The sequence below is a fragment of the Thermus antranikianii DSM 12462 genome, assembly GCF_000423905.1.
GTDB classification, from domain to species: Bacteria; Deinococcota; Deinococci; order Deinococcales; family Thermaceae; genus Thermus; species Thermus antranikianii.
The window spans coordinates 1-20,918 of record NZ_AUIW01000013.1; the positions used below are offsets into that span (position 1 = coordinate 1).

The following is a 20,918-nucleotide window of genomic DNA, read 5'->3' on the forward strand; positions in this document are numbered from 1 at the left end:
TCCCGGTATCTGCGCATTTCACCGCTACTCCGGGAATTCCACCACCCTCTCCCACCCTCTAGCTTGAGCGTATCCCACGCTCCCCCACGGTTGAGCCGTGGTCTTTCACATGGGACGCCCCAAGCCGCCTACACGCCCTTTACGCCCAGTAAATCCGGGTAACGCTCGCGCCCTCCGTATTACCGCGGCTGCTGGCACGGAGTTGGCCGGCGCTATTACCTGGGTACCGTCATCCCCCTAACCGGGGCTTTCGTCCCCAGTTCAGGAGTTTACACCCCGAAGGGCTTCCTCCTCCAAGCGGCGTCGCTCCGTCAGGCTTCCGCCCATTGCGGAAGATTCCTAACTGCTGCCTCCCGTAGGAGTGGGGCCCGTGTCTCAGTGCCCCTGTGGCCGGCCGTCCTCTCAGACCGGCTACCCGTCGTCGCCTTGGTGGGCCTTTACCCCACCAACTAGCTGATGGGACGCGGGCCCATCCGGAAGCGGGGCTATCCACCCCTTTAGTCCTACCCCACAGGATAGGACCACATGGCGGATTAGCCTGGGTTTCCCCAGGTTGTCCACCTCTTCCGGGTAGGTCACCCACGCGTTACTCACCCGTCCGCCGCTGGGTAGGCATAAACCTACCCCGCTCGACTTGCATGTCTTAGGCACGCCGCCAGCGTTCACCCTGAGCCAGGATCAAACTCTCCAACAAAAAGAACTCGCCCGAAGGCGTTGTTGGCTTGGTGTTAGCCTCTGCTCCCCCCTTTTCAAGATCCCCCTGCTCGGGCTTTCGCCCGCGCAGCAAAAGCTATGCTATCAAGCCCCCTCCTTCTTGTCAACACCCCCCAGGCGGCGGATCTCCTCGATGAAGCGCTCCACGGAATCAAACTCTCGGTATACGGAGGCAAAGCGGATGTAGGCCACGTGGTCCAGATCCCTTAAGAAGGCCATGGCCTTAAGGCCGATCTCCTCAGAGGTGATCTCCGGGCCCGTCACCTGGTCCTCAAAGGTATAGGCGAAGCGGCGGAGAACCTCCGGATCCACAGGGCGTTTCTCGCAGGCCAAGAGGAGCCCCCTCAGAAGCTTATCGGGGTTGAAGGGTTCCCTTCGGCCATCCCGCTTCACCACCATCAAGGGCTCCAGCTGGGTGCGCTCGTAGGTGGTGAAACGGCGACCGCAGGCCGGGCATTCCCGGCGGCGGCGGATGGCCGCTCCCTCATCCGAGGGGCGGGAGTCCACCACCCGGGTATCGGGATGACCGCAGTAAGGACACTTCATGGCACTTCCCTAAGGAGCTCGTAGATCTCGGGGGATGGGGGAGGCTCGGGAAGCTCCACCTCCAGCACCACCCCGCGCACCCCTTCGGAAATCATGGAACCCAGGCCCAAGGCCGCTCGAACCAAGGCCTGGTCATAAACCTCGGAAACCGGGTCCCGGGAGGGTACCACCCCGTTTACCCGCACCCCGGGGAAGGTCCGGGTAACCCCTTCGATGAGCCCCTCCACCGCCCGGCGCACGGAAAGGGTATGGGGCTCTATACGCACCGCTGGTGGCAACACCAGGGTGACAAACCCACCCCCTGCCAGGTGGCGTAGGCCCTGCTGGAGCACATATAGGCTGGACTTCACATCCTGGCTCATGAGGTCGTACCACTCCCCCTCCAGAAGCTCCACGAAGGGGGTCTTGCTCTCGGCGGTGGTCACATGAACGATGCCGTCCAATAGCCCAAAAAGCTCCTCCACCTTTTCAAAGGTGCTGGTCACATCCAAAACCACGCTCATATCGCCCCGGATGGGGATGGCCGTGGCCCCCAGAGCCTCCACCTCCGAGGCCACGCTGGTGGCCATCTCCACATCGGGGTCTACGGCAATGACCGTGGCCCCATTGCGTCCATAGCCGTGGGCAATGGCCCGGCCGAAGCCCCTGCCGGCCCCGGTTACCATGACGATCCGCCCCTCGAGGCCCAAGATATCCCGTGACATCAGGCCCATTGTACGGGAAAATGAGGACATGGCCCGCATCCGCGTGGAAGAAGGGGACATCACCGAGTTCCGGGGAGATGCCATCGTCAACGCCGCCAACAACTACCTGAAGCTGGGGGCCGGGGTGGCGGGAGCCATCCTCAGGAAAGGAGGCCCCTCCATCCAAGAGGAATGCGACCGGATCGGGAAGATCCGGGTGGGGGAAGCCGCGGTCACGGGGGCGGGGAACCTGGGGGTGCGCTACGTGATCCACGCCGCTGTCCTAGGGGATGAACCCGCCAGCTTGGAAAGCGTGCGCAAGGCCACCCGAAGCGCCCTGGCAAAGGCCGTGGAGCTAGGCCTAAGAACCGTGGCTTTTCCCCTTTTGGGCACCGGGGTGGGAGGGCTTCCCGTGGACCAGGTGGCCCAGGTGATGCTGGAGGAGATCAAGAAGGCCCCAGATACCCTCGAGGTCACCCTCTACGGCTACCGGAAGGAGGACGCCGAGGCCATCCGCCGGGCCCTTTAAAGGTCTTTGCGAAAACAGATCAGGCGCTCCACCTCCTGGTAGCCCAGGCGGCGGTGGGCCTCCTGGCCAAGAAGGTTGCCAGGTTCCGCATCGGAGGCCATCTCTCGGCACCCCCTTGCCCTGGCCCAGTCCTCCGCTGCCTCCACCAGGAGCCGGCCTATTCCCTGCCCTCGCCACGCGGGGGCCACGTACCAGCCCTCGAGGTAGCCCACAGGGCTGGTGGTGCACCCCTCGGCGTAGGGACGCAGGGCAACCTCCACGAAACCCACGAGGGCTCCCGCCTCCTCCGCCACAAAGGCTGCCTGATCTGAGCGGGAAAGAAGGCCCTCCACCTCCTCCCGGTCTGCACCTCCCCCCGGCCAAAGGGACGTGCGCAGGCTCAGGTAAGCGGGGACATCCTCTAGCCCCAAGGGCCGGATGTGGATGCCCCCCCTCACGGGGCTTCCTCCTCCGCGGGCCCCGGATTGCCCTCCCCACCCCCAGGGAAAGGCGCTGGGGCCTTGAGGAAGTAGCCCTGGCCCAGCGCCTGGAGATCGGCGCCTTCCACCCTACCATCCCCGTTCAGGTCCCCTTTGAGCTCCTTCCCTTCCTTGCCCCAGTCCTGGGCCATCTGGAGGAGTTCGGCAAAGGGCCTGCCCCGCTTCAAGGCCTCCCCCAGGGGTTTCCCCTCCTTGTCGTAGAAGACCACCCGGGGAAAAAGCCTGGGGGTAAGGGGTCTTTGCGGGGTAAGGAGGAGGCGGAAGGCCTCCTGGTCCTTTAGGGGTTTGGCGAAGGCCACATCCAGGCGCAAAAGCCCCGCTTCCGGATCGTAATCCAGGAGGTAGACGGGGCTCGCCACCTTCAGGCTGGCAAGATCCGGGCTCAGATCCCTTAAGGGAAGCTCCAGCTGGAAGCCCAAGGCCTCCCGCACCTCCACCCGGCCCAAGAGCAGGAAGGGCCCTTCCACCTGGGCCGGCGGGGCCACCAAGGTAAGCCTGGGCGGGGGTGGGTCGGACACCGTGAGGGTAAGCCGCTGGACCCGGCTGTTCTTGGCCCCGTCCTCCACGGTGAGGGTAAGGGGGAACTGGCCCTTCTCCCTGGGTACCCCGGTGATCCGCCCTCCCTGGAAGGCGAGGCCTTGGGGGAGCCTGCCCTCGAGGCTAAAGGAATAAGGCCGCACCCCGCCTTCGGCGCTGAAGGTGACGGCGTAGGCCTCCCCCAGGTAGGCGGGAGGAAGGCTGGTGCTGGCGAGGCGCAAGGGCTCCATCCCTGCCCCCGTGGGGTCTTGCGTGCCGCAGGCGCTCAGGAGGAGGAACAGGGCCCATAGCCTCTGCACGGCTCCAGTCTAGCGGGTATAGTTGAAGGCATGATTAAGCCGGACTGGTGGATCCGGGAGATGGCCAAAAAGGGAATGATTGAGCCCTTTGAGGAAAGGCTGGTACGGGAAGGGGTGATCAGCTACGGGCTTTCCAGCTTCGGCTACGACCTCCGCGCCGCCCCGGAGTGGAGGATCTTTACCAACGTCTTCTCCACGGTGGTGGATCCCAAGGGCTTTGACCCCAAAAGCTTCGTGGAGTACGAGGGTGAGGAGGTCATCATCCCCCCCAACTCCTTCGCCCTCACCCGGAGCATCGAGTACATCCGCATGCCGGAGAATGTGATCGCCATCGCCCTGGGCAAAAGCACCTACGCCCGTTGCGGCATCGTGGCCAACGTGACCCCTTTAGAACCCGGCTGGGAAGGGCACGTCACCCTGGAGATCTCCAACACCACCCCCCTGCCCGCCAAGGTCTACGCCAACGAGGGCATCGTACAGATCATCTTCCTCGAGGGCCCACGGCCCGAAACCACCTATAAGGACCGCCGGGGCAAGTACCAAGGGCAGAAGGGCATCACCCTGCCCCGGGTGTAGGCTATGAAGGTACGCCCCTTCTCCCTCGCCTTTCTCCCCATGGGCGCCTGCAAGGGTGAGAGCATGCGACCCCTTCCCTACCTTTTGGAAACGCCGGTCCGTTCCCTCGAGATGGAAGCGCCAAGGCGCCTCGCCCCCACGGAGGGCTTGGGCGCCACGGGGGAACGGAACATCCTCAGCGTGGAGATCCTGGTCAAGAAATGATCCCCGAAGGCACCCGCTTTCTGCTCCCCCCCGAGGCCCGGCTCAAGGCCGAGCTCATGGCCCGGCTACGGGATCTCTTCCTCCGCCATGGGTATGAGCCTGTGGAACTCCCAGCCCTCGAGGTCTATGACCCCTCCCATCCCCTGGCGGAACGGGCCTTCAAGCTGGTGGACAAAACCGGGGAGGTGCTTACCCTAAGGAGCGAGTTCACCACCCTTCTGGCCAAGCTCTTGAGGCCCCACCTGGGGGAAGGGGTGGCCCGCTTCCAGTACGCCGGAGCCCTTTGGCTTAGGGAAGGGGATGCGGAACTTGGTCGCTACCGGGAGTACACCCAGGTGGGGCTGGAACTCATCGGGGCCACGGGCCCCCTGGCGGATGCCGAGATCCTTTCCCTGGCCTTTTCCGCCCTCGAGGCCCTCGGCCTTGAAGGGGAGGTGGAGGTGGGCCTCCCCAGCCTGGTGGGGGAGGTGCTCAAGGCCTCGGGCCTGCCGGAGGAGGCCCGCAAGGAGGCCCAAAGGGCCATCCATCGCAAGAACCTACCCGAGCTCACCGAGCTCCTCTCCCGCCACCCGGTTTCCCCTGAGGCCAGGCGTACCCTCCTGGCCCTCCCCGACCTCTACGGGGGCATGGAGGTGCTGGCCGAGGCCAAGAGCCTCCCCCTCCCCGAAAGAGCCAGGAAGGCCCTGGAGGATCTGGAAAAGACCCTGGAACTTCTGGAAAGGCCCGTGCTTTTGGACCTGGGCATGGCCCGGCGCTACGAGTACTACTCGGGGGTCTTCTTCCGCGCCTACACCCCTGGGTTCGGCCTGCCCCTTTTAGGAGGCGGCCGGTACGACGGGGCCCTCCTCCCCAAGGCGGCGGGGTTCGCTATAGGGGTAGAGCGGGCCCTGGAGGCCCTAAAACCCCCCAAGGTGGACGTAAGCCCCGAGGTTTTGGCCCTGGACCTAAAGGCCCTTCGCCGTTTCGCCCAGGAGAAGCGGGTAGAGCTCTTCCACGGGGAAGACCCCGTGGCCTACGCCAAGGCCCGGGGCATTCCCTACCTGGCCCAAGGGGAGCGCATCTGGAGGGTGGAGGAGGCATGAAGCGCTTTGCCCTTACCATTGCCCTGCCCAAGGGGCGAATGTTTCAGGAAGCCTACGAGGCCTTAAGGAAAGCGGGGCTGGAACTCCCCCCCATAGAGAACGAGCGGGCCCTCCTCCACGGGGAAGAAGGAGGAATCGCCCTCCTGGAGCTTCGCAACAAGGATGTGCCCGTGTATGTGGATCTGGGGATCGCCGAGGTGGGGGTGGTGGGCAAGGATGTGCTTTTGGACTCGGGCCGGGACCTTTTCGAGCCGGTGGACCTGGGCTTCGGAGCCTGCCGCCTTTCCCTCATCCGACGCCCCGGCGATACCTCCCCCATCCGGCGCATCGCCACCAAGTATCCCCTCTTCACCACCCGGCTCCTGAAGGAACGGGGCTGGGTGGCGGATGTGGTGGAGCTATCCGGCAACATCGAGCTGGCCGCGGTCACGGGCCTGGCGGATGCGGTGGTGGACGTGGTCCAGACCGGGGCTACCCTTAGGGCAGCGGGCCTTGTGGAGGTGGAGGTCCTGGCCCATTCCACCGCCCGCCTCATCGTGAACCGCCAGGCCTTGAAGCTTAAACGCTCGCTTTTAAAGCCCCTGATCGCTAAGCTGAGAAACCGTGACGGAGGCCCGTAGACGCCGCATAGAGGAGGTCCTTAAAAAGCGCCAGCCCGACCTCACCGTCTTACTGGAAAACGTGCACAAGCCCCACAACCTCTCGGCCATCCTGAGGACCTGCGACGCGGTAGGGGTCCTCGAGGCCCATGCGGTAAACCCCACCGGGGGCGTGCCCACCTTCAACGAGACCAGCGGGGGAAGCCATAAGTGGGTCTACCTGCGGGTGCACCCCGACATCCAGACGGCGATCGCCCACCTGAGAGAGCGGGGCTTTCGGGTCTACGCCACCGCCTTGCGGGAGGACGCCCAAGACTTCCGGGAAATGGACTACACCAAGCCCACCGCCATCCTCCTGGGAGCGGAGAAATGGGGGGTTTCCGAAGAGGCCCTAGCCCTTTCCCATGGAGCCATAAAGATCCCCATGCTGGGCATGGTGCAGAGCCTGAACGTGAGCGTGGCGGCGGCGGTGATCCTCTTTGAGGCCCAAAGGCAAAGGTTAAAGGCGGGGTTTTACGAACATCCCCGCCTGGACCCAGAGCTCTACCAAAGGGTCCTCGAGGACTGGCTTAGGAAGTGACGTAGGTAAGCCAACCCTCGTACTCGGGCCGCAAGCCCCTGGCGGCCTCCAGGTAGACCTCCCGTAGCCTCAGGGTGATGGGCCCGGCGGTACCCGAGCCGATGGGCCGCCAGTCGATCATGGAAACCGGCGTCACCTCGGCGGCGGTGCCGGTCATGAAGACCTCGTCGGCCATGTAGAGCTGGTCCCGGGTGGCCCGCACCACCTGGACCTCGTACCCCAGGTCCTTGGCGATGCGGATCACGGAATCCCGGGTGATCCCCTCCAGGTTCACCGAGTGCTCGAGGGCATAGATCACCCCGTCCCGCACGAAGAAGAGGTTCTCCCCGCTGCCCTCGGCCACATACCCCTCCTCGTCCAAAAGGAGCGCCTCATCGGCGCCGGCCGCCACCGCCTCCATCTTGGCCAGGGCCGAGTTCACGTAGTTCCCTCCCACCTTGGCCTTGCCCGGCATCACGTTGGCGGGGAAGCGAGCCCAGGAGCTGGTGATGAGCTTAGCCCCCTTGCGCACCGCCTCCTCCCCAAGATAGGCTCCCCACTCCCAGGCGGCCACCATCACCTCGGCGGGGTTGTTGGGCAGGGGGTTCACCCCCAAGGCCTTGGCCCCCATCCAAGCCAGGGGGCGGATGTAGCAGCTTTTGTAGCCGTTTCGCCGCACCACCTCCTTGATGGCCTCCTCGATCTCCTCCGGGGTGAAAGGGATCTCCATGCGCAGGACCTTGGCGGAGTTGAAAAAGCGCCGCACGTGCTCCTTTAGACGGAAGATGGCCGCGCCCTTAGGGGTTTCGTAGGCCCGTATACCCTCAAAGACGCTGGTCCCGTAGTGAAGGGCATGGCTTAGGACGCTGGTCTTGGCCTCCTCCTGGGGAACGAAGGCGCCATTCATCCAAATGAGACCGGCTTTGATATGAACATCCCCACCTTTAGCCTCGGGCTTCACCATGGCGAACCTCCGCCCCCATCATAACGCTTTTCCGCCCCTAGCCCTTTAACCGTAGCTCTTGGAAAACCCCCTTGGCCTCTTCCCCAAGGGCCCGGGCCACAGGTGCCTTGAGGCTTCCCTCCCGCAAAAGAAGATAGACGGTCCGCCCCGCCCCTGGGGGGCTCAAGGGCCTTAGGTGGATGCGCTTGGCCCGGGGAAGGGTCCATAGGGCCACCTCGGGCAGAAGGGTAAGCCCCCCCACCTCCTCCACCAAAAGGATCAGGGTTTCCAGATCCCCGCTTTGGAACTCCACCCTCCGTCTTTCCAAGCTGGGACGGCAGACGGAAAGGACCTGGTCCCGGAAACAGTGGCCTTCCGAAAGGATCCAGGTGTCCTCAAGGGGGATCTCCAAGGGATGAAGGCTCGCCTTGGCATAAAGGGGGTGCCCCGGGGAGATGTAGGCCAGAAACTCCTCGGAGAAAAGGGGAAGGCTCTGCACCCCCGGTGCCCGCTCCTCCGTACCCACCAACCCCGCATCCAACCGGCCCTCCACCAGCCCCTGAAGGATAGCTGGGGTAAGCTCCTCCCGCACCGAAACCTCGAGGCCCGGATACCTTTCCAGCAACCGGGGCAAAAGCCTTGGCAGAAGATAAGGGGCCAGGGTGGGGATGACCCCCACGCGGAAGGGACCCTGGAAGACCCCCTCCTCCCCCCGGGCAATGGCCCTGACCCTGGCCACCTCCTCCAGCACCCGGCGGGCTTGGGCCGCCACCCTCTGCCCCACCTCCGTGGGCTTCCCCTGCCTGCGGTCAAAGAGCTTAACCCCAAGCTCCTCCTCCAGCTTGCGGATCTGCACGCTGAGGGCAGGCTGGGTGAGGTAGACCCGCTCGGCCGCCCGGGTAAAGCTCCCTTCCTCCACCAAGGCTACCAGGTAGCGCATCTGTTCCAGGGTCATAAGTCCAATTTATCCCGACAACCAATGAGATGTATTGGACTTATGCGTGGATCCCCCCTAAGGTGAAAACTGCCTGGCCTTGCCAGGCAGGAGGTGACGAGGATGTTCCTGAGAATAGACCGCCTGCAGATCGAACTCCCCATGCCCAAGGAACAGGACCCCAACGCCGCCGCCGCGGTACAGGCCCTACTGGGCGGGCGCTTTGGGGAAATGTCCACCTTGATGAACTACATGTACCAGTCCTTCAACTTCCGGGGGAAGAAGGCCCTTAAGCCCTACTACGACCTCATCGCCAACATCGCCACCGAGGAGCTGGGCCACATCGAGCTGGTGGCCGCCACCATCAACAGCCTCTTGGCCAAGAACCCGGGGAAGGACCTCGAGGAAGGTGTGGACCCCGCGGCTACCCCCCTGGGCTTCGCCAAGAATGCCCGCAACGCCGCTCACTTCATCGCCGGCGGGGCCAACAGCCTGGTGATGGGAGCCATGGGGGAGCACTGGCACGGGGAGTACGTGTTCTCCAGCGGCAACCTTATCCTGGACCTTCTCCATAACTTCTTCCTGGAGGTAGCTGCCCGCACCCACAAGCTCCGGGTTTACGAGATGACGGATAACCCCGTGGCCCGCGAGATGATCGGCTACCTCCTGGTGCGAGGCGGGGTGCATGCCGCTGCCTACGGCAAGGCCTTAGAAAGCCTCACCGGGGTGGAGATGACCAAGATGCTCCCCATCCCCCGCATCGATAACAGCAAGATCCCCGAAGCCAAAAAGTACATGGATCTGGGCTTCCACAGGAACTTGTACCGCTTCAGCCCTTCCGACTACCAGGACCTGGGGCTCATCTGGTCCGGCCCCTCCCCGGAGGACGGTAGCGAGGTAAGGGTGGTGGACGGCCCCCCCGAAGGCGGACCCGTCTTTGACGCGGGCCACGACGCCGCCGAGTTTGCTCCCGAGTTCCACCCGGGCGAGCTCTACGAGATCGCCAAGAAGCTTTACGAGAAGGCCAAGTAAGCGGGTTCTTCCCGGCTGGGCCAAGAGGCCCAGCCGGCCCTAGAGTGCCCCATACCTCCCCCCAGGCAAAGCCTGGGCCAGCCCCTTAAGCTCCAGCAGGGTGAGGAGGGAAAGCACCTTTTCCGCAGGAACCCCCAAGGCCTGGGCCAGGTCCTCGGGTAGGGCTTCACCTTGCCTAAGGAGGGCATAAAGCCCCTCCTCCTCCTGGGAAAGCTCCACCGCCCTTCTGGGCTTCCCGGAAAACCCCAGGTAGGAAAGAACGTCCTCCGCGGAAAGCACCGGATAGGCCCCATCCTGGATGAGGCGGTTGGTTCCCAAGGAGTTCGCATCCGTGGGACGGCCCGGCACCGCCAAAACCTCCTTGCCCAGTTCCAGGGCATACCGGGCAGTGATGAGGGCCCCGGATTCCATGGGGGCCTCCACCACGATCACCGCCCGCACCAGCCCTGCGATGATGCGGTTTCTTCTCGGGAAAAACTCCGGCTTGGGTCCGGTGCCGAAGGGAAACTCGGAAACCAGGGCCACCTTCCGGGCCAGCTCCCGGTGCTCGGGAGGATAGATGCGGTCCAAGGCGCTTCCCAAAACCCCCAGGGTGGATCCACCTCCCTCCAGGGCCCCGAGGTGGGCTTCCCGGTCCACCCCCCTGGCCAGGCCCGAGACCACGCAAAGCCCGGCCTCGGAAAGCTCCCGGGCAAGTTTGCGGGTGAAGGAAAGCGCCCAGGTGGAGGCTTTCCTGGTGCCCACGATGGCCACCGCCTTCCCCTCCTCCGGAAGATCCCCTTGCACATAAAGGTGGGTGGGAGGTTGGGGAAGCCTCCTAAGCCCCTCGGGAAAGGCCTCTTCCCAAAGGCCCAGGATGCGCGCCCCCAAGGCCTCCGCCCGCTCCCTTTCCCTCCAGGCCTGCCTTTCCGCTTGGGGAAGCCCCGTTGCCGCCTGGGGAAAGCGCTTTTTTAAAGAAGAAAGGGGATTTCGCTCCGCCAAAATCTCAAGAAGCCGCTTGGGACCGATGCCGGGAAGCAGGGCCAGGGCCAAGGGATCCACGGCTTAAGAGTATACTGAAGAACCTGGGTCACGGGCGAAGCCCGTGCCCGGAAGGTCCGGCCCCAGGCCCAAGGCCAATCCTAGGGGTCGGGATGACCTAAAGGAAAATATGGAGAAGAAAGAGACAACCTACTCCGGGTTCGTGGCCATCGTGGGCAAGCCCAACGTGGGCAAGTCCACCCTCCTCAACAACCTCCTGGGGGTGAAAGTGGCTCCCATCAGCCCCAAACCCCAAACCACCCGCAAGCGCCTCCGGGGCATTCTCACAGAGGGCCGCCGCCAAATTGTGTTCGTGGATACCCCGGGCCTGCACAAACCCATGGACGCCCTGGGGCAGTTCATGGATCAGGAGGTCTACGAAGCCCTTTCCGACGTAAACGCCGTGGTGTGGGTGGTGGACCTCCGCCACCCCCCTACCCCGGAAGACGAACTGGTAGCCAAGGCCCTAAGGCCCTTGGTGGGCAAGGTACCCATCCTCCTCGTGGGCAACAAGCTGGATGCTGCCAAATACCCCGAGGAAGCCCTCAAGGCCTACCATGCCCTCCTCCCCGAGGCCGAGGCCAGGATGCTTTCCGCCTTGGACGAACGCCAGGTGGCCCAGCTTAAAGCCGAGCTCTTTGCCCTCCTACCCGAAGGACCCTTTTTCTACCCCGAGAACTTCGCCAAAAGCGACCAGGACTTCGGGGAATGGGTGGCGGAGATCATTCGGGAGGAGGCCATGAAGCGCCTCTGGCACGAGGTGCCCTACGCGGTGGCGGTGAAGACCGAGGAGGTGGCGGAAAGGGAAAACGGCGTGCTCTACATTAAGGCTACTCTCTACGTGGAGCGCCCCTCGCAAAAGGCCATCGTCATCGGGGAAGGGGGCAGAAAGATCAAGGAGATTGGCCAAGCCGCCAGGAAACAACTGGAGATCTTCCTGAACCGGCAGATATACTTGGACCTCGAGGTCAAGGTCTATCCCAACTGGCGCAAGGACCCCGAGGCCTTGAGGGAACTGGGCTACCGATCCCCCATAGGGTGAGGAAGGGCATTCCCCTGTCGGCCTTTTCCGGTTAGCATACCCATATGCCCTGGCTCCTTCCTCGAGGTATCGCTCCCCTTCACGAGAAGGCCCTAGATCGCTTCATCGGGGCTCTGGTGGAAAAGCTCTCGGATCCCAGTGTGGACCGGAACGCCCTCGTGAGAGAAGAGCTCGCCCGCCTCCTCTACGGCCGGCCCTATGAGGAACTCCTGGAGCTAAACCCCCTGGCCGCCATGGGGCTAGACCCCGAGGGCATCACCTTTGAGGCGGAGTACTATGCCGCCACCGACCAGGAGAAGTTCCAAAAGGTTAAACCCCTCCTTTGGTTCTGGAAGGTTCTAGACCTCACCCCCATCGGCCAGTCCGTGCACTCCGGGGTGGCCATCCGCCGGGCCTTAGCCCCCTTCATCTTCAAGCGGGTGGGGAAAAACCCCAAGTTCTTCCAAAACGTGGAGTTTTCCGTGGGGTACAACCTGGAGCTAGGCGACGACGTGGTGGTCCACCGCTACGTGCTCCTGGACGACATCGGGGGCATAAAAATCGGGGACCGCACCTCGCTTTCCGACTACGTGAACGTCTACAGCCACACCCACCACGTCCTGGCTTCCCCCGACGTCACCCTCAAGGAAACCATCATTGGCAGCGGGGTGCGCATCACCTACCACGCCACCATCCTGGCCGGGGTACGCATCGGGGACGACGCCATGGTGGGCACAGGGGCCATCGTCACCAAGGATGTACCGCCCCACGCCATCGCCCTGGGAATCCCGGCCCGCCCCGTGCGCTACAAGGTCCGCCATGACTGCCCCTACTGCCGCAAGGGGGAACCCCACCCCTCGGACCTCATCCCCAGGGCTCCCGACCGCAAGGGCAACCCCGACTTCCCCGACTTCCTGCCCCCTGGATTCGGAACCCGGGAGGCCTAGGCATGTGGACCAAGGAGGAGTTGGACCGGTACCACCGCCAGATGATCCTGCCCCAGGTGGGCCCCGAGGGGCAGGAAAGGTTGAAGCGCTCCTCCGTGGTGGTGGTGGGGGCCGGAGGCCTAGGGGTGCCGGTCCTGCAGTACCTGGTGGCCGCTGGGGTGGGGCGGATCGGCATCGTGGAGATGGACCGGGTGGAGCTTTCCAACCTCCACCGCCAGGTGCTCTACACCACGGAGGATGTGGGCAAGCCCAAGGCCCTGGCCGCCAAGGAGCGCCTCTTAGCCCTGAATCCTCTGGTGCAGATCGACACCTACCCCGTGCGCCTCACCTCGGAAAACGCCCTGGAGATCCTAAAGCCTTACGACCTGGTGATCGATGCCTCCGACAACTTCCCCACCCGCTATTTGGTGAACGACGCCTGCGTGCTCCTGGGAAAACCCCTCGTCTACGGGGCTATCTACCAGTTTGATGGCCAGGCGGCGGTCTTTCACCACCTTACCCCCGAAGGGGAGATGGGCCCCTGCTACCGGTGCCTTTTCCCCAAGCCCCCTCCCCCGGGAAGCGTTCCCTCCTGCGCCGAGGCCGGAGTCTTCGGGGTGTTACCGGCGGTGGTGGGAAGCCTCATGGCCGCAGAGGCCCTCAAGGTGCTTTTGGGGATCGGGAAACCCCTGGCTGGGGCCCTGCTTCTCTACGACGCCTTAGAAGCCCAGTTCCGCAAGCTCTCCCTGCGCCGCAACCCCGCCTGCCCGGTCTGCGGGGACCACCCCACCCAGCGGGAACTCATAGACTACGAGGCCTTTTGCGGCCTTTGATCCCCCTCTGGCTCCGCCAGGGGGGGTCCCTCGGGCTACCTCCTTGGACCCCCAGGGGGTGCGATAGGGTGGGAAAGAGCCTAAAGCTAGAGGGAAAAAGCCGGGGGCAAGACCCCCGGCTTTCCCATAGCCTCTCTCCTAAGCCCGGGCCTCGAGGGGCACGTAGGGCACGTCCAGCTCGCCGGTATACTTGGCATCCGGCCTGAGGAGGCGGTTATCCAGGGCCTTGTACTCCAGGATGTGTCCCACCCAACCGGAGATACGGGCCACGGCAAAAATAGGGGTGAAGAACTCCAGGCCAAACCCCAGGTCGGAGTAAACCACCCCGGAGTAGAAGTCCACGTTGGGGTAGATGCCCCTGGGGTTCAAGACCTTGCCCGCCTCCTCCTCCACGATCTTCAGAATCTGGTACTCGGTGGAATGCCCATGGGTTTCCGCCACGATGCGGGCCAGTTTTTCTAGTACCCCAGCCCTTGGGTCAAAGGCCTTGTAGACCCGGTGGCCCATACCCATGATGCGCTCCTTCTTGGCCAGCTTCTCCCGCACCCACTCCCGCGCCCTTTCGGGGGTGCCGATCTCCCGGATCATCTTCATCACCGCCTCATTGGCTCCTCCGTGCCTGGGCCCCTTGAGGGAGGCCACGGCGGCGGTGATGGCAGAGTAGAGGTCGGTCTCCGTGGAAAAAGCAGCGATGGCGGTAAAGGTACTGGCGTTGAAGCCGTGCTCGGCGTGCAGGATAAGAGCAGCATCCATGAGGCGCTCCTGCTCCTTGGAGGGTTCCACCCCGTTAGCCATGTACAAAAAGTTGGCGGCGTGGGAGAGGTCTTCCCGGGGAGCCAGGGGCTCCTTCCCTTCCCTCAGGCGCTTGTTGGCGGCCACAATGGTGGCGAACTTGGCAATGAGGTCCAGCCCCTTTTGGTAGAGGGCCTCTTGGGAGATGTCCCCCTCGGTGGGATCCAGCATCCCCAGCTCGGAAACCGCCGTGCGCAGGAAGCTCATGGGATGGGCCGAGAGGGGATAGCGGCGGAAGGACTCCAGGAGGGGCTCAGGCAAGGCCCTTCGCTTGGCCAGCTCCTTTTTGAACGCCTCGAGCTCCTCCCGTTTGGGAAGTCTCCCATGTAGCAGGAGAAAGGTGGTTTCCTCAAAGGTGCTCTTCTCCGCCAGCTCCTGGATGGGGATCCCGTAGTAGTAGAGGCGGCCCGCCTCCCCGTCGATGAAGCACATCCGGCTTTCCGTAAAGAGCACGCCTTCCAAACCCCTTGCCACTTCCATACGCTCCTCCTTTTTTCGCACCCCAAGGGTGCTTCCTCGCCCATCATACCAGGGTGACCTGGTCCTGCCGGGCTAGGGCAGCTACAGGGCATCCTCCTGAAGGATCAGGGTCTTGAGGTAAAGGCTTTCCGGCACGTGCAAACTCCAGGGATGGTCCCGGGGTTGGTAGGTGAGGGCATGCACCCTAAGGCGCATTCCCCGGTCGGCGGCCGCCCGCCGGGCCACTTCCAGAAGGTCCTCCGCCTTGAGGTAATAGCTGCAGGTGGAAAGCCAGAGGTACCCCCCAGGAGCGAGAAGGCGCAAGGCCTCCCGCAGAAGGTCCACCAGGTGGCGCTTCATGGGGGGAATCTCCTCCGGGCGCTTCACCAGGGTAGGGGGGTCCAGGAGGATGTGATCGAAAAGCCCTTGAAGGCCTCTAAGCACCTCCAAGGCCTCCCCGTGGCGGATGTCCACCTTAAGGCCCATCCTCAAGGCCACCTGGTCCAGGATGGCCAGGGCCTCGAGGTCCTTGTCCACCGCCAAAGCGTAGGCTCCTTTCCGTGCGGCCCTCAAGGCAAAGCCCCCCACATAGCTAAAGACATCCAAGACCCTTTCCCCAGGGCGCACCATGCCCTCAAAGAGGCGGCGGTTCTCCCGCTGGTCCAGGTAAAACCCCGTCTTCTGGGCCAGGGCCAAGGGGATGGGGAAAATCAGGCCATCCTCCTCCACCGCCAAAACCTCGGGCACCTCCCCGTAGACCACCCCCACCCTCTCGGGAAGCCCTTCCTGCCTCCTGGCCTCCACGTCGCTCCGCTCGTAAACCCCCTTGGGGCCCACTGCCTCTAGGAGGGCGGGAAACCAAACCTCCCTTAAAGCCTCCATCCCCCGGGTGCGCACTTGGAGAACCAGAACCTCTCCAAACCGGTCCACCACTAGGCCGGGGAGGCCATCCGCCTCTCCATGCACCAGGCGGTAGCTTTGGCCCATCCCCTCCCTCTTGCGCAAGGCCCGCTCAAAGCGAGCCAGAAAAAAGGCCCGATCCAAAGGGCCAGGGTCAAAGCGATAAGCCCGGAACGGGATGCGGGAGCCCGGGTCCAGGTAGCCCACCGCCAAAAAACTGCCATCGGCGGCCACCGCCTCCGCCACCCCGGCCTGCTTGGGCATCTCCTCCAGCTCGTCCCGGTAGAGGTTGGGATAAAAGTTGCGGACTTTCCTTTCCTTTCCCGGCTTGACCACCACCCTCAGCACGGGCTCAGCATACCCTTGTGCTACCTTGGAACCATGAACCGAAAGCGCTGGCTAGCCCTTCTCCTCTTTGTAGCAGTAGCCCTTCTCGTGGTGGGCCTAGGGCGCCTCATCCAGTCCCGGGAAACCGGCCACCCCTGGCGGGAAGCCACCCTGTATGGCCGGGGCGAAAAAGTAGTCCTCCTGGAGGTGGTGGGCAGCATCCCCATGGGGAAGGACCTCGAGGACCTCCTCGCCAAAATCCGCCAGGCCCGGGAGGACCAGGACATCCGGGCCGCGGTCCTCTTCGTGGATAGCCCTGGGGGTAGCGTCACGGAAACCGAGGCCATCCACCGCGCCCTGAAGGACTTGGCCCGGGAAAAGCCCCTGGTGGCTGCCTTCGGCACCGTGGCCGCCAGCGGCGGCTACTACGTGGCCACCGCTGCCCGCGAGATCTTCACCCCGGCCACCGCCATCACCGGCTCCATCGGGGTCATCGCCACCCTTCCCCAGGTCCAAGGTTTACTGGCCAAACTGGGCGTTCAAGTGGAGGTCCTCAAGGAAGGCCGGCTCAAGGATATGGGCTCCGGCCTCCGGCCCCTCACCCCGGAGGAGCGAACCCTCATCCAGGGCTACATGCGCGAGGCGTACGAGCTTTTCGTGGCCAGGGTTGCGGAGGGAAGGCACCTTCCTAAGGACAAAGTGCGGCAACTGGCCGATGGCCGCATCTACTCGGGAACCCAGGCCATCGCCCTCGGGCTTGCAGACCGGGAAGGCTACCTGGAAGACGCCGCTAAGCGCGCCGCGGAGCTGGCCGGCCTGGAGGAGTTTCGCCTGGTGCGCTATGTGAAACCTAAAGGCCTGCTGGACGGACTTCTGGGCGAGGGGTTTCCCCTGGGCCTTTCCTCGGAAACCGAGCAGCTAGTTTCCCTGCTCGGCCAGAACCGGTTTCGCCTCGAGTACCGCTACCTGGGAGGAGGGTTATGGTGATCGCTAGCCCCTGGCGCAGGCTCGTGGCCTCCCTTATCGACGGTCTCATCCTGGTTCCCCTGAGCTTCCTCCTGATGACCCTGGCCGGGATAAACCCCCTGGCGCAAACCACCACCTTCGTCCAGGACCTCCTCTTCAACTGGATACCCAGCTGGGCCTACTACGTGATCTTCACCGCATTGTATGGGGCAACCCCGGGAAAAATGGCCCTGGGCCTCAAGGTGGTCCGCACGGACGGCCAGCCTGTGGACTGGCTCACCGCCTTTATGCGGGAGGTGGTAGGCAAGACCCTTTCCACCCTGCCCCTCCTCCTTGGCTACCTCTGGGCTTTCTTCCACCCTAAGCGCCAGGCCTGGCATGACCTCATCGCCGACACCCTGGTGGTGCGCTCAGGCCCAGCCAGTGCCAGATCCGAAGAGGGAGCCCCGTAAACCGGGCAAGGCGGTAGAAACCCCCCGCACCCCTCTGGATCCATCCCCGAAACAAGGGGAAAGGTGAGGTAGGGCTTTCCGTCCGACGGAAAACAGGCAAGGGGCTACGCTGAGGATGTATGGATAGGCTTACGGAGCTTACGGATGTTGCGGCGGGCCTTTTCCTCTATGCCCTCATGGTAGGGAAGGACAGGGAGGAAGCCCTTGCCATCGCTCTCTCCGACCCTCCCTCTCACCTCGAGGCAAGCCTCCTTGCCCTATTTGCCCAAGCCCATGGCGTGAACGGGAAGAATCTGGAGGAAATAGAAGAGTATGCCATGAGGTTCCGAACCGGAAGCCCACTTCCACGGGAAATCTCCCCGATATCGCCCGAGGAACTGAGAGCCTTCTACCTGGAAACCTGGGGAGTGGACCCCATGCAGGAACGGAATGAGGGCTGAGGCTACACCGGCTCTCCCGCCCTCCCAATCGGGTGATCCGCCAAGCCCTTCAGCCGCCGAGCAGCGGCCTCAGCGCAAAGGCATACACCAACCCCGCCGCGCCGCAGGCGAGGATCACGGGGATGATGCCGACCTGGTAACGCACGAGCGCGACAAGGGCGGCAGCCCCCAGCAGGGCCGAGAACCATTCGAAACCGTTGAACAAGGTGTCGAGACCGAACGGTCCGGCAAGGCCCTGCGGCCAGAGCACGTGGTAGGCGAAGAACACGGCGAGGTTCAGAATCACCCCTACCACAGCGGCGGTGATGCCGGTGAGCGGTGCAGTGAAATGGATCGCCCCGCGCGTCGCCTCCACGAGCGGGCCGCCGATCAGGATGAACAGAAACGACGGCAAAAAGGTGTAGAACGTGGTGACGAGCGCCCCCAGCGTGCCCGCAAGCGCTAGGGCCTCGGGCCCGAGCGCCTCACGCTGCCAGCCCCCGAGAAAGCCGACAAAGGTCACAATCTTGACGAGCGGACCGGGCGTGGTCTCGCCGAGCGCGAGGCCATCCATCATCTGCGGCACGGTGAGCCAGCCATGGATCTCCACCGCGTGCTGATAGACATACGGTAGCGCCGCATACGCTCCCCCGAAGGTCAGGAGCGCCACCTTGGTCGAGAACCACGCCATTTGCGCGTACACACCGTTCCAGCCCTGCCAGGCGACAAGCGACCCGAACGGCACGGCCCAGATCAAAAGACCCACGATCGTGTAACGCACGAGCCTGGCGCGCGAGAAGCGCGCGTGCTCGGGGGTGGCGTGGTGATCGCCGATGAGCGCACTGTTGCCGCCATCTGCCTCCCCATCGTGCAGCGTGAAACGCTCCGGGGCATAGCGGCCGCCGAGGTAGCCGATGAGACCGGCGCCGATGATGATGAGCGGGAACGGCAGGCGCAGCGCAAAGGTCGCGACGAACGCCGCTGCCGCGATGGCCCAGAGCCAGGCGTTCCGGAGCGCCCTGCGGCCGATGCGGTAGGCGGCATACACCACGATCGCGATCACCGCCGGCTTGATGCCGTAGAGCACGCCGGCCACGGCGGGCAAATCGCCGAAGCGGAGATAGATCCAGCCGAACAGCACGATCACCAGCACCGAGGGCAGGACGAAGAGCGTACCCGCGGCGATCCCACCCCAGGTGCCATGCATGAGCCACCCGATGTAGGTGGCCAGCTGCTGCGCCTCGGGACCTGGTAGCGTCATGCAGTAGTTGAGCGCGTGCAGGAAGCGCTGCTCCGAAATCCAGCGCCGGCGCTCAACCAGCTCGTGATGCATCATGGCGATCTGGCCGGCCGGACCGCCGAAGGCGAGCCATCCGAGCTTGAACCAGTATGCGAGCGCCTCCCGGAACGGGACGCGTGCAGCCAGCGGGGTCGTTTCTAGGGTCCGCACACTTTTCTTGGGCATGGATATCCCTTCTCAGGCCATCCCCCGTGTGTGGGGACTACCCTAGGCAGGCACTATGTACACACTAGCAAAAACGGGCCATCCCCACATGCGTGGGGACTACACATGACCCAGACGGCAAAAACCCCCGCTGACCCCCCTCTATGTGTATGTAAAGGGAGCCAGTCCAGATTAGCCTTTCAAGATCCCCCGTGCGTGAGCCCAGGTGCACACCCGGAGCCTAAAAGCCCTCTCTGAGCGCACCCAGCTCCCTCGCACCTCGAGGCCCACTATACCACCCAGCTGAGCCCCTTACACATTGAACCCGAACATGCGCATCATGCGCTTGCCTTCCTCGGTCATTCTGGCAGGGGTCCAGGGAGGCGTCCAAACGAACTCCACATTCACCCCCTGCACCCCGGGAAGGCGCATCACCGCCATTTCCGCATCCGCCTTCACCATCTCTTGGGCCGGGCAGCCGATGGCGGTAAGGGTCATGGTGAGGTCCACCACCCCGTTTTCGTGGATCTCCACATCGTAGACCAAGCCCAGGTCCACGATGTTCACGGGAATTTCCGGGTCATAGACCACTTTCAAGGCCTCGAGGATCTGCTCCTTGGTGGGCAGACCCTCTTTGCCCCCCGCCTGGTTCGCATTCCCTTCCTGCAAGCCAGCCTGCCCCTCCGGCAAACCCTCGCGGTGCCTCTCGTCCATGCTTCACAGGATACCCCTTCGCCCAGCATCCTGCCCACCCAGGCTCACCATTCCCCAAAAGCTTCCTGGTCCTGGCAAAACCGCCACGGGTGTGGCACAATGTCTTCCGGTTGGGGAGTAGCCCCAAGGCCAGCCTTCCGTCAAGACGGGCATGGGCCCCGGGAGGCTGGGGGCGGAAAGCCCGGGCAAGACCACCGCTTAAGCGGTGGTCTTCATCTTTTGGGAGGTGCGCATGGAAGCCAGTGTCCTCTCGGTGATCCTAATTCTGGTGGCCCTCGAGGTGATCCTTTCCGCCGACAACGCCCTGATCCTGGGGGTAATGGTCCAGAAGCTTCCCCCTCACCTCAGGCGGAAGGCCCTCTTCTACGGCATCATGGGGGCCTACGTGCTCAGGGGCCTCGCCCTCCTCTTTGCCGCCTTGGTCATCCAGCTCTGGTGGGTCCAAGTGTTGGGCGCCGCGTACCTGCTCTACGTGAGCCTAAGGCACTTCCTGCGGCCGGAAGAAGCCCACGCCGCCCCGCCCCTAGAGGTGAGCGCGGCCCAGTTCTGGAAGGTGGTGGCCCAAGTGGAGCTTATGGACCTAGCCTTCGCGGTGGACTCGGTTCTGGTGGCCGTGGCTCTTTCCGATAAACTCTGGGTCATCTACACCGGGGTCTTCCTGGGCATCCTGGCCCTCAGGATGCTGGCCAGTCTGGTGGTCACCCTCCTGGACCGCTACCCTCGCTTCAAACACCTGGCCTACGTGGTGGTGGGGCTTGCAGGAGTGAAGCTCCTGGTGGGCGGCTGGGACAAGCTCACGAAGGAGATTCTCCACCGCCCCGAGCTGGCCGTGGGATTGGACAAGGAAGCCTTCAGCCTCCTCATCCTGGCGGTGCTCCTTCTGGGAAGCCTATGGGCCTTGCGCAAGCCCGCGGCCCAACCCTCATAGG

The 20,918-nt window shown here is 63.9% G+C and carries 25 protein-coding genes and 1 rRNA gene; 14 read left to right on the forward strand and 12 right to left on the reverse strand.

Going from position 1 to position 20,918, the window contains the following annotated elements:
* From G584_RS0108850 to G584_RS0108860, 3 genes are all read right to left on the reverse strand, one after another.
* A 16S ribosomal RNA gene (locus G584_RS0108850) occupies positions 1 to 694 on the reverse strand; the annotation flags it as partial.
* A 104-nt stretch (positions 695 to 798) separates the two neighbouring features.
* Complete coding sequence (gene nrdR, locus G584_RS0108855) at positions 799 to 1,260, reverse strand: transcriptional regulator NrdR (RefSeq protein ID WP_028494308.1); 462 nt, start codon at positions 1,258 to 1,260, stop codon at positions 799 to 801.
* Positions 1,257 to 1,964: an SDR family NAD(P)-dependent oxidoreductase gene (locus G584_RS0108860; protein ID WP_028494309.1), complete on the reverse strand. Its 708-nt coding sequence runs from the start codon at positions 1,962 to 1,964 to the stop codon at positions 1,257 to 1,259. The genes nrdR and G584_RS0108860 overlap by 4 nt, the downstream gene beginning before the upstream one ends.
* A gap of 28 nt (positions 1,965 to 1,992) precedes the next feature.
* On the opposite strand from G584_RS0108860, the gene G584_RS0108865 reads away from it, so the two are divergent.
* Positions 1,993 to 2,472, forward strand: coding sequence for a macro domain-containing protein (locus G584_RS0108865; protein WP_028494310.1), 480 nt, complete (start codon positions 1,993 to 1,995; stop codon positions 2,470 to 2,472).
* On the opposite strand, the gene aac(6') is transcribed toward G584_RS0108865, so the two are convergent.
* Together aac(6') and G584_RS0108875 are read right to left on the reverse strand one after the other, a co-directional pair.
* Positions 2,469 to 2,909 carry an aminoglycoside 6'-N-acetyltransferase gene (gene aac(6') / locus G584_RS0108870; RefSeq protein WP_245563377.1) on the reverse strand — a complete coding sequence of 147 codons (441 nt, stop codon included), beginning with the start codon at positions 2,907 to 2,909 and terminating at the stop codon, positions 2,469 to 2,471. The two genes, G584_RS0108865 and aac(6'), sit on opposite strands and share 4 nt — an antisense overlap.
* A complete protein-coding gene (locus G584_RS0108875) occupies positions 2,906 to 3,787 on the reverse strand; it encodes a putative Ig domain-containing protein (protein WP_028494312.1) in 882 nt (293 codons plus the stop codon). The genes aac(6') and G584_RS0108875 overlap by 4 nt, the downstream gene beginning before the upstream one ends.
* 30 nt (positions 3,788 to 3,817) lie before the next feature.
* On the opposite strand from G584_RS0108875, the gene dcd reads away from it, so the two are divergent.
* The 5 genes from dcd to trmH are packed head-to-tail and all read left to right on the forward strand — an operon-like array spanning position 3,818 to position 6,828.
* The gene (gene dcd / locus G584_RS0108880) at positions 3,818 to 4,363 is read left to right on the forward strand and encodes a dCTP deaminase (RefSeq protein ID WP_028494313.1); all 546 of its coding nucleotides are present in this window, start codon (positions 3,818 to 3,820) and stop codon (positions 4,361 to 4,363) included.
* A 3-nt stretch (positions 4,364 to 4,366) separates the two neighbouring features.
* Positions 4,367 to 4,567, forward strand: a complete 201-nt coding sequence (locus G584_RS12845) for a hypothetical protein (RefSeq protein WP_028494314.1) — start codon at positions 4,367 to 4,369, stop codon at positions 4,565 to 4,567.
* Positions 4,564 to 5,649 carry an ATP phosphoribosyltransferase regulatory subunit gene (locus tag G584_RS0108890; protein ID WP_028494315.1) on the forward strand — a complete coding sequence of 362 codons (1,086 nt, stop codon included), beginning with the start codon at positions 4,564 to 4,566 and terminating at the stop codon, positions 5,647 to 5,649. Before G584_RS12845 ends, G584_RS0108890 begins: the two co-directional genes overlap by 4 nt.
* Complete coding sequence (hisG, locus tag G584_RS0108895) at positions 5,646 to 6,269, forward strand: ATP phosphoribosyltransferase (protein WP_028494316.1); 624 nt, start codon at positions 5,646 to 5,648, stop codon at positions 6,267 to 6,269. Before G584_RS0108890 ends, hisG begins: the two co-directional genes overlap by 4 nt.
* Entirely contained in the window at positions 6,253 to 6,828 is a 576-nt protein-coding gene (gene trmH / locus G584_RS0108900; RefSeq protein WP_028494317.1) for a tRNA (guanosine(18)-2'-O)-methyltransferase TrmH, read from the forward strand. The genes hisG and trmH overlap by 17 nt, the downstream gene beginning before the upstream one ends.
* Here trmH and G584_RS0108905 read toward each other — a convergent pair.
* Both G584_RS0108905 and G584_RS0108910 read right to left on the reverse strand, forming a co-directional pair.
* Entirely contained in the window at positions 6,818 to 7,771 is a 954-nt protein-coding gene (locus tag G584_RS0108905; RefSeq protein ID WP_028494318.1) for a branched-chain amino acid transaminase, read from the reverse strand. The two genes, trmH and G584_RS0108905, sit on opposite strands and share 11 nt — an antisense overlap.
* A 37-nt stretch (positions 7,772 to 7,808) precedes the next feature.
* Positions 7,809 to 8,705 (reverse strand): LysR family transcriptional regulator, encoded by an 897-nt coding sequence (locus tag G584_RS0108910; protein WP_028494319.1) that lies wholly within the window; start codon positions 8,703 to 8,705, stop codon positions 7,809 to 7,811.
* A 102-nt stretch (positions 8,706 to 8,807) separates the two neighbouring features.
* Here G584_RS0108910 and G584_RS0108915 point away from each other — a divergent pair, with 102 nt between their 5' ends.
* Complete coding sequence (locus G584_RS0108915; protein WP_028494320.1) at positions 8,808 to 9,716, forward strand: manganese catalase family protein; 909 nt, start codon at positions 8,808 to 8,810, stop codon at positions 9,714 to 9,716.
* 39 nt (positions 9,717 to 9,755) lie between these two features.
* On the opposite strand, the gene dprA is transcribed toward G584_RS0108915, so the two are convergent.
* Positions 9,756 to 10,757 carry a DNA-processing protein DprA gene (dprA, locus tag G584_RS0108920; RefSeq protein ID WP_028494321.1) on the reverse strand — a complete coding sequence of 334 codons (1,002 nt, stop codon included), beginning with the start codon at positions 10,755 to 10,757 and terminating at the stop codon, positions 9,756 to 9,758.
* A gap of 109 nt (positions 10,758 to 10,866) precedes the next feature.
* Between dprA and era the strand changes: the two genes are divergently transcribed.
* Genes era through G584_RS0108935 form a run of 3 tightly spaced genes read left to right on the forward strand, consistent with a single transcriptional unit; the run spans position 10,867 to position 13,516 of the window.
* On the forward strand, positions 10,867 to 11,778 hold the full coding sequence (gene era / locus G584_RS0108925) for a GTPase Era (protein ID WP_028494322.1): 912 nt from the start codon (positions 10,867 to 10,869) through the stop codon (positions 11,776 to 11,778).
* A 44-nt stretch (positions 11,779 to 11,822) separates the two neighbouring features.
* Positions 11,823 to 12,704, forward strand: a complete 882-nt coding sequence (locus G584_RS0108930; protein ID WP_028494323.1) for an acyltransferase — start codon at positions 11,823 to 11,825, stop codon at positions 12,702 to 12,704.
* Positions 12,705 to 12,706: 2 nt separating this feature from the next.
* Positions 12,707 to 13,516: a HesA/MoeB/ThiF family protein gene (locus G584_RS0108935; RefSeq protein ID WP_028494324.1), complete on the forward strand. Its 810-nt coding sequence runs from the start codon at positions 12,707 to 12,709 to the stop codon at positions 13,514 to 13,516.
* A 138-nt stretch (positions 13,517 to 13,654) separates the two neighbouring features.
* Here the strand turns inward: G584_RS0108935 and G584_RS0108940 are convergent, their stop codons facing one another.
* Positions 13,655 to 14,788: a citrate synthase/methylcitrate synthase gene (locus G584_RS0108940; protein ID WP_028494325.1), complete on the reverse strand. Its 1,134-nt coding sequence runs from the start codon at positions 14,786 to 14,788 to the stop codon at positions 13,655 to 13,657.
* Positions 14,789 to 14,869: 81 nt separating this feature from the next.
* Positions 14,870 to 16,015, reverse strand: coding sequence for a class I SAM-dependent rRNA methyltransferase (locus G584_RS0108945; RefSeq protein WP_028494326.1), 1,146 nt, complete (start codon positions 16,013 to 16,015; stop codon positions 14,870 to 14,872).
* A 33-nt stretch (positions 16,016 to 16,048) separates the two neighbouring features.
* On the opposite strand from G584_RS0108945, the gene sppA reads away from it, so the two are divergent.
* The 3 genes from sppA (at position 16,049) to G584_RS0108960 (ending at position 17,852) form a co-directional block, all read left to right on the forward strand.
* On the forward strand, positions 16,049 to 16,981 hold the full coding sequence (gene sppA / locus G584_RS0108950) for a signal peptide peptidase SppA (RefSeq protein WP_028494327.1): 933 nt from the start codon (positions 16,049 to 16,051) through the stop codon (positions 16,979 to 16,981).
* Positions 16,975 to 17,412 carry an RDD family protein gene (locus G584_RS0108955; RefSeq protein ID WP_028494328.1) on the forward strand — a complete coding sequence of 146 codons (438 nt, stop codon included), beginning with the start codon at positions 16,975 to 16,977 and terminating at the stop codon, positions 17,410 to 17,412. The genes sppA and G584_RS0108955 overlap by 7 nt, the downstream gene beginning before the upstream one ends.
* 119 nt (positions 17,413 to 17,531) lie before the next feature.
* Positions 17,532 to 17,852 (forward strand): hypothetical protein, encoded by a 321-nt coding sequence (locus G584_RS0108960; RefSeq protein ID WP_028494329.1) that lies wholly within the window; start codon positions 17,532 to 17,534, stop codon positions 17,850 to 17,852.
* 49 nt (positions 17,853 to 17,901) lie between these two features.
* Here the strand turns inward: G584_RS0108960 and chrA are convergent, their stop codons facing one another.
* Positions 17,902 to 19,296, reverse strand: a complete 1,395-nt coding sequence (gene chrA, locus G584_RS0108965; protein ID WP_028494330.1) for a chromate efflux transporter — start codon at positions 19,294 to 19,296, stop codon at positions 17,902 to 17,904.
* A 291-nt stretch (positions 19,297 to 19,587) separates the two neighbouring features.
* Positions 19,588 to 19,989, reverse strand: coding sequence for a metal-sulfur cluster assembly factor (locus G584_RS0108970; protein WP_245563379.1), 402 nt, complete (start codon positions 19,987 to 19,989; stop codon positions 19,588 to 19,590).
* Between the two features lie 232 nt (positions 19,990 to 20,221).
* On the opposite strand from G584_RS0108970, the gene G584_RS0108975 reads away from it, so the two are divergent.
* On the forward strand, positions 20,222 to 20,917 hold the full coding sequence (locus tag G584_RS0108975; RefSeq protein WP_028494332.1) for a TerC family protein: 696 nt from the start codon (positions 20,222 to 20,224) through the stop codon (positions 20,915 to 20,917).
* The last annotated feature ends 1 nt before the right edge of the window (position 20,918 follow it).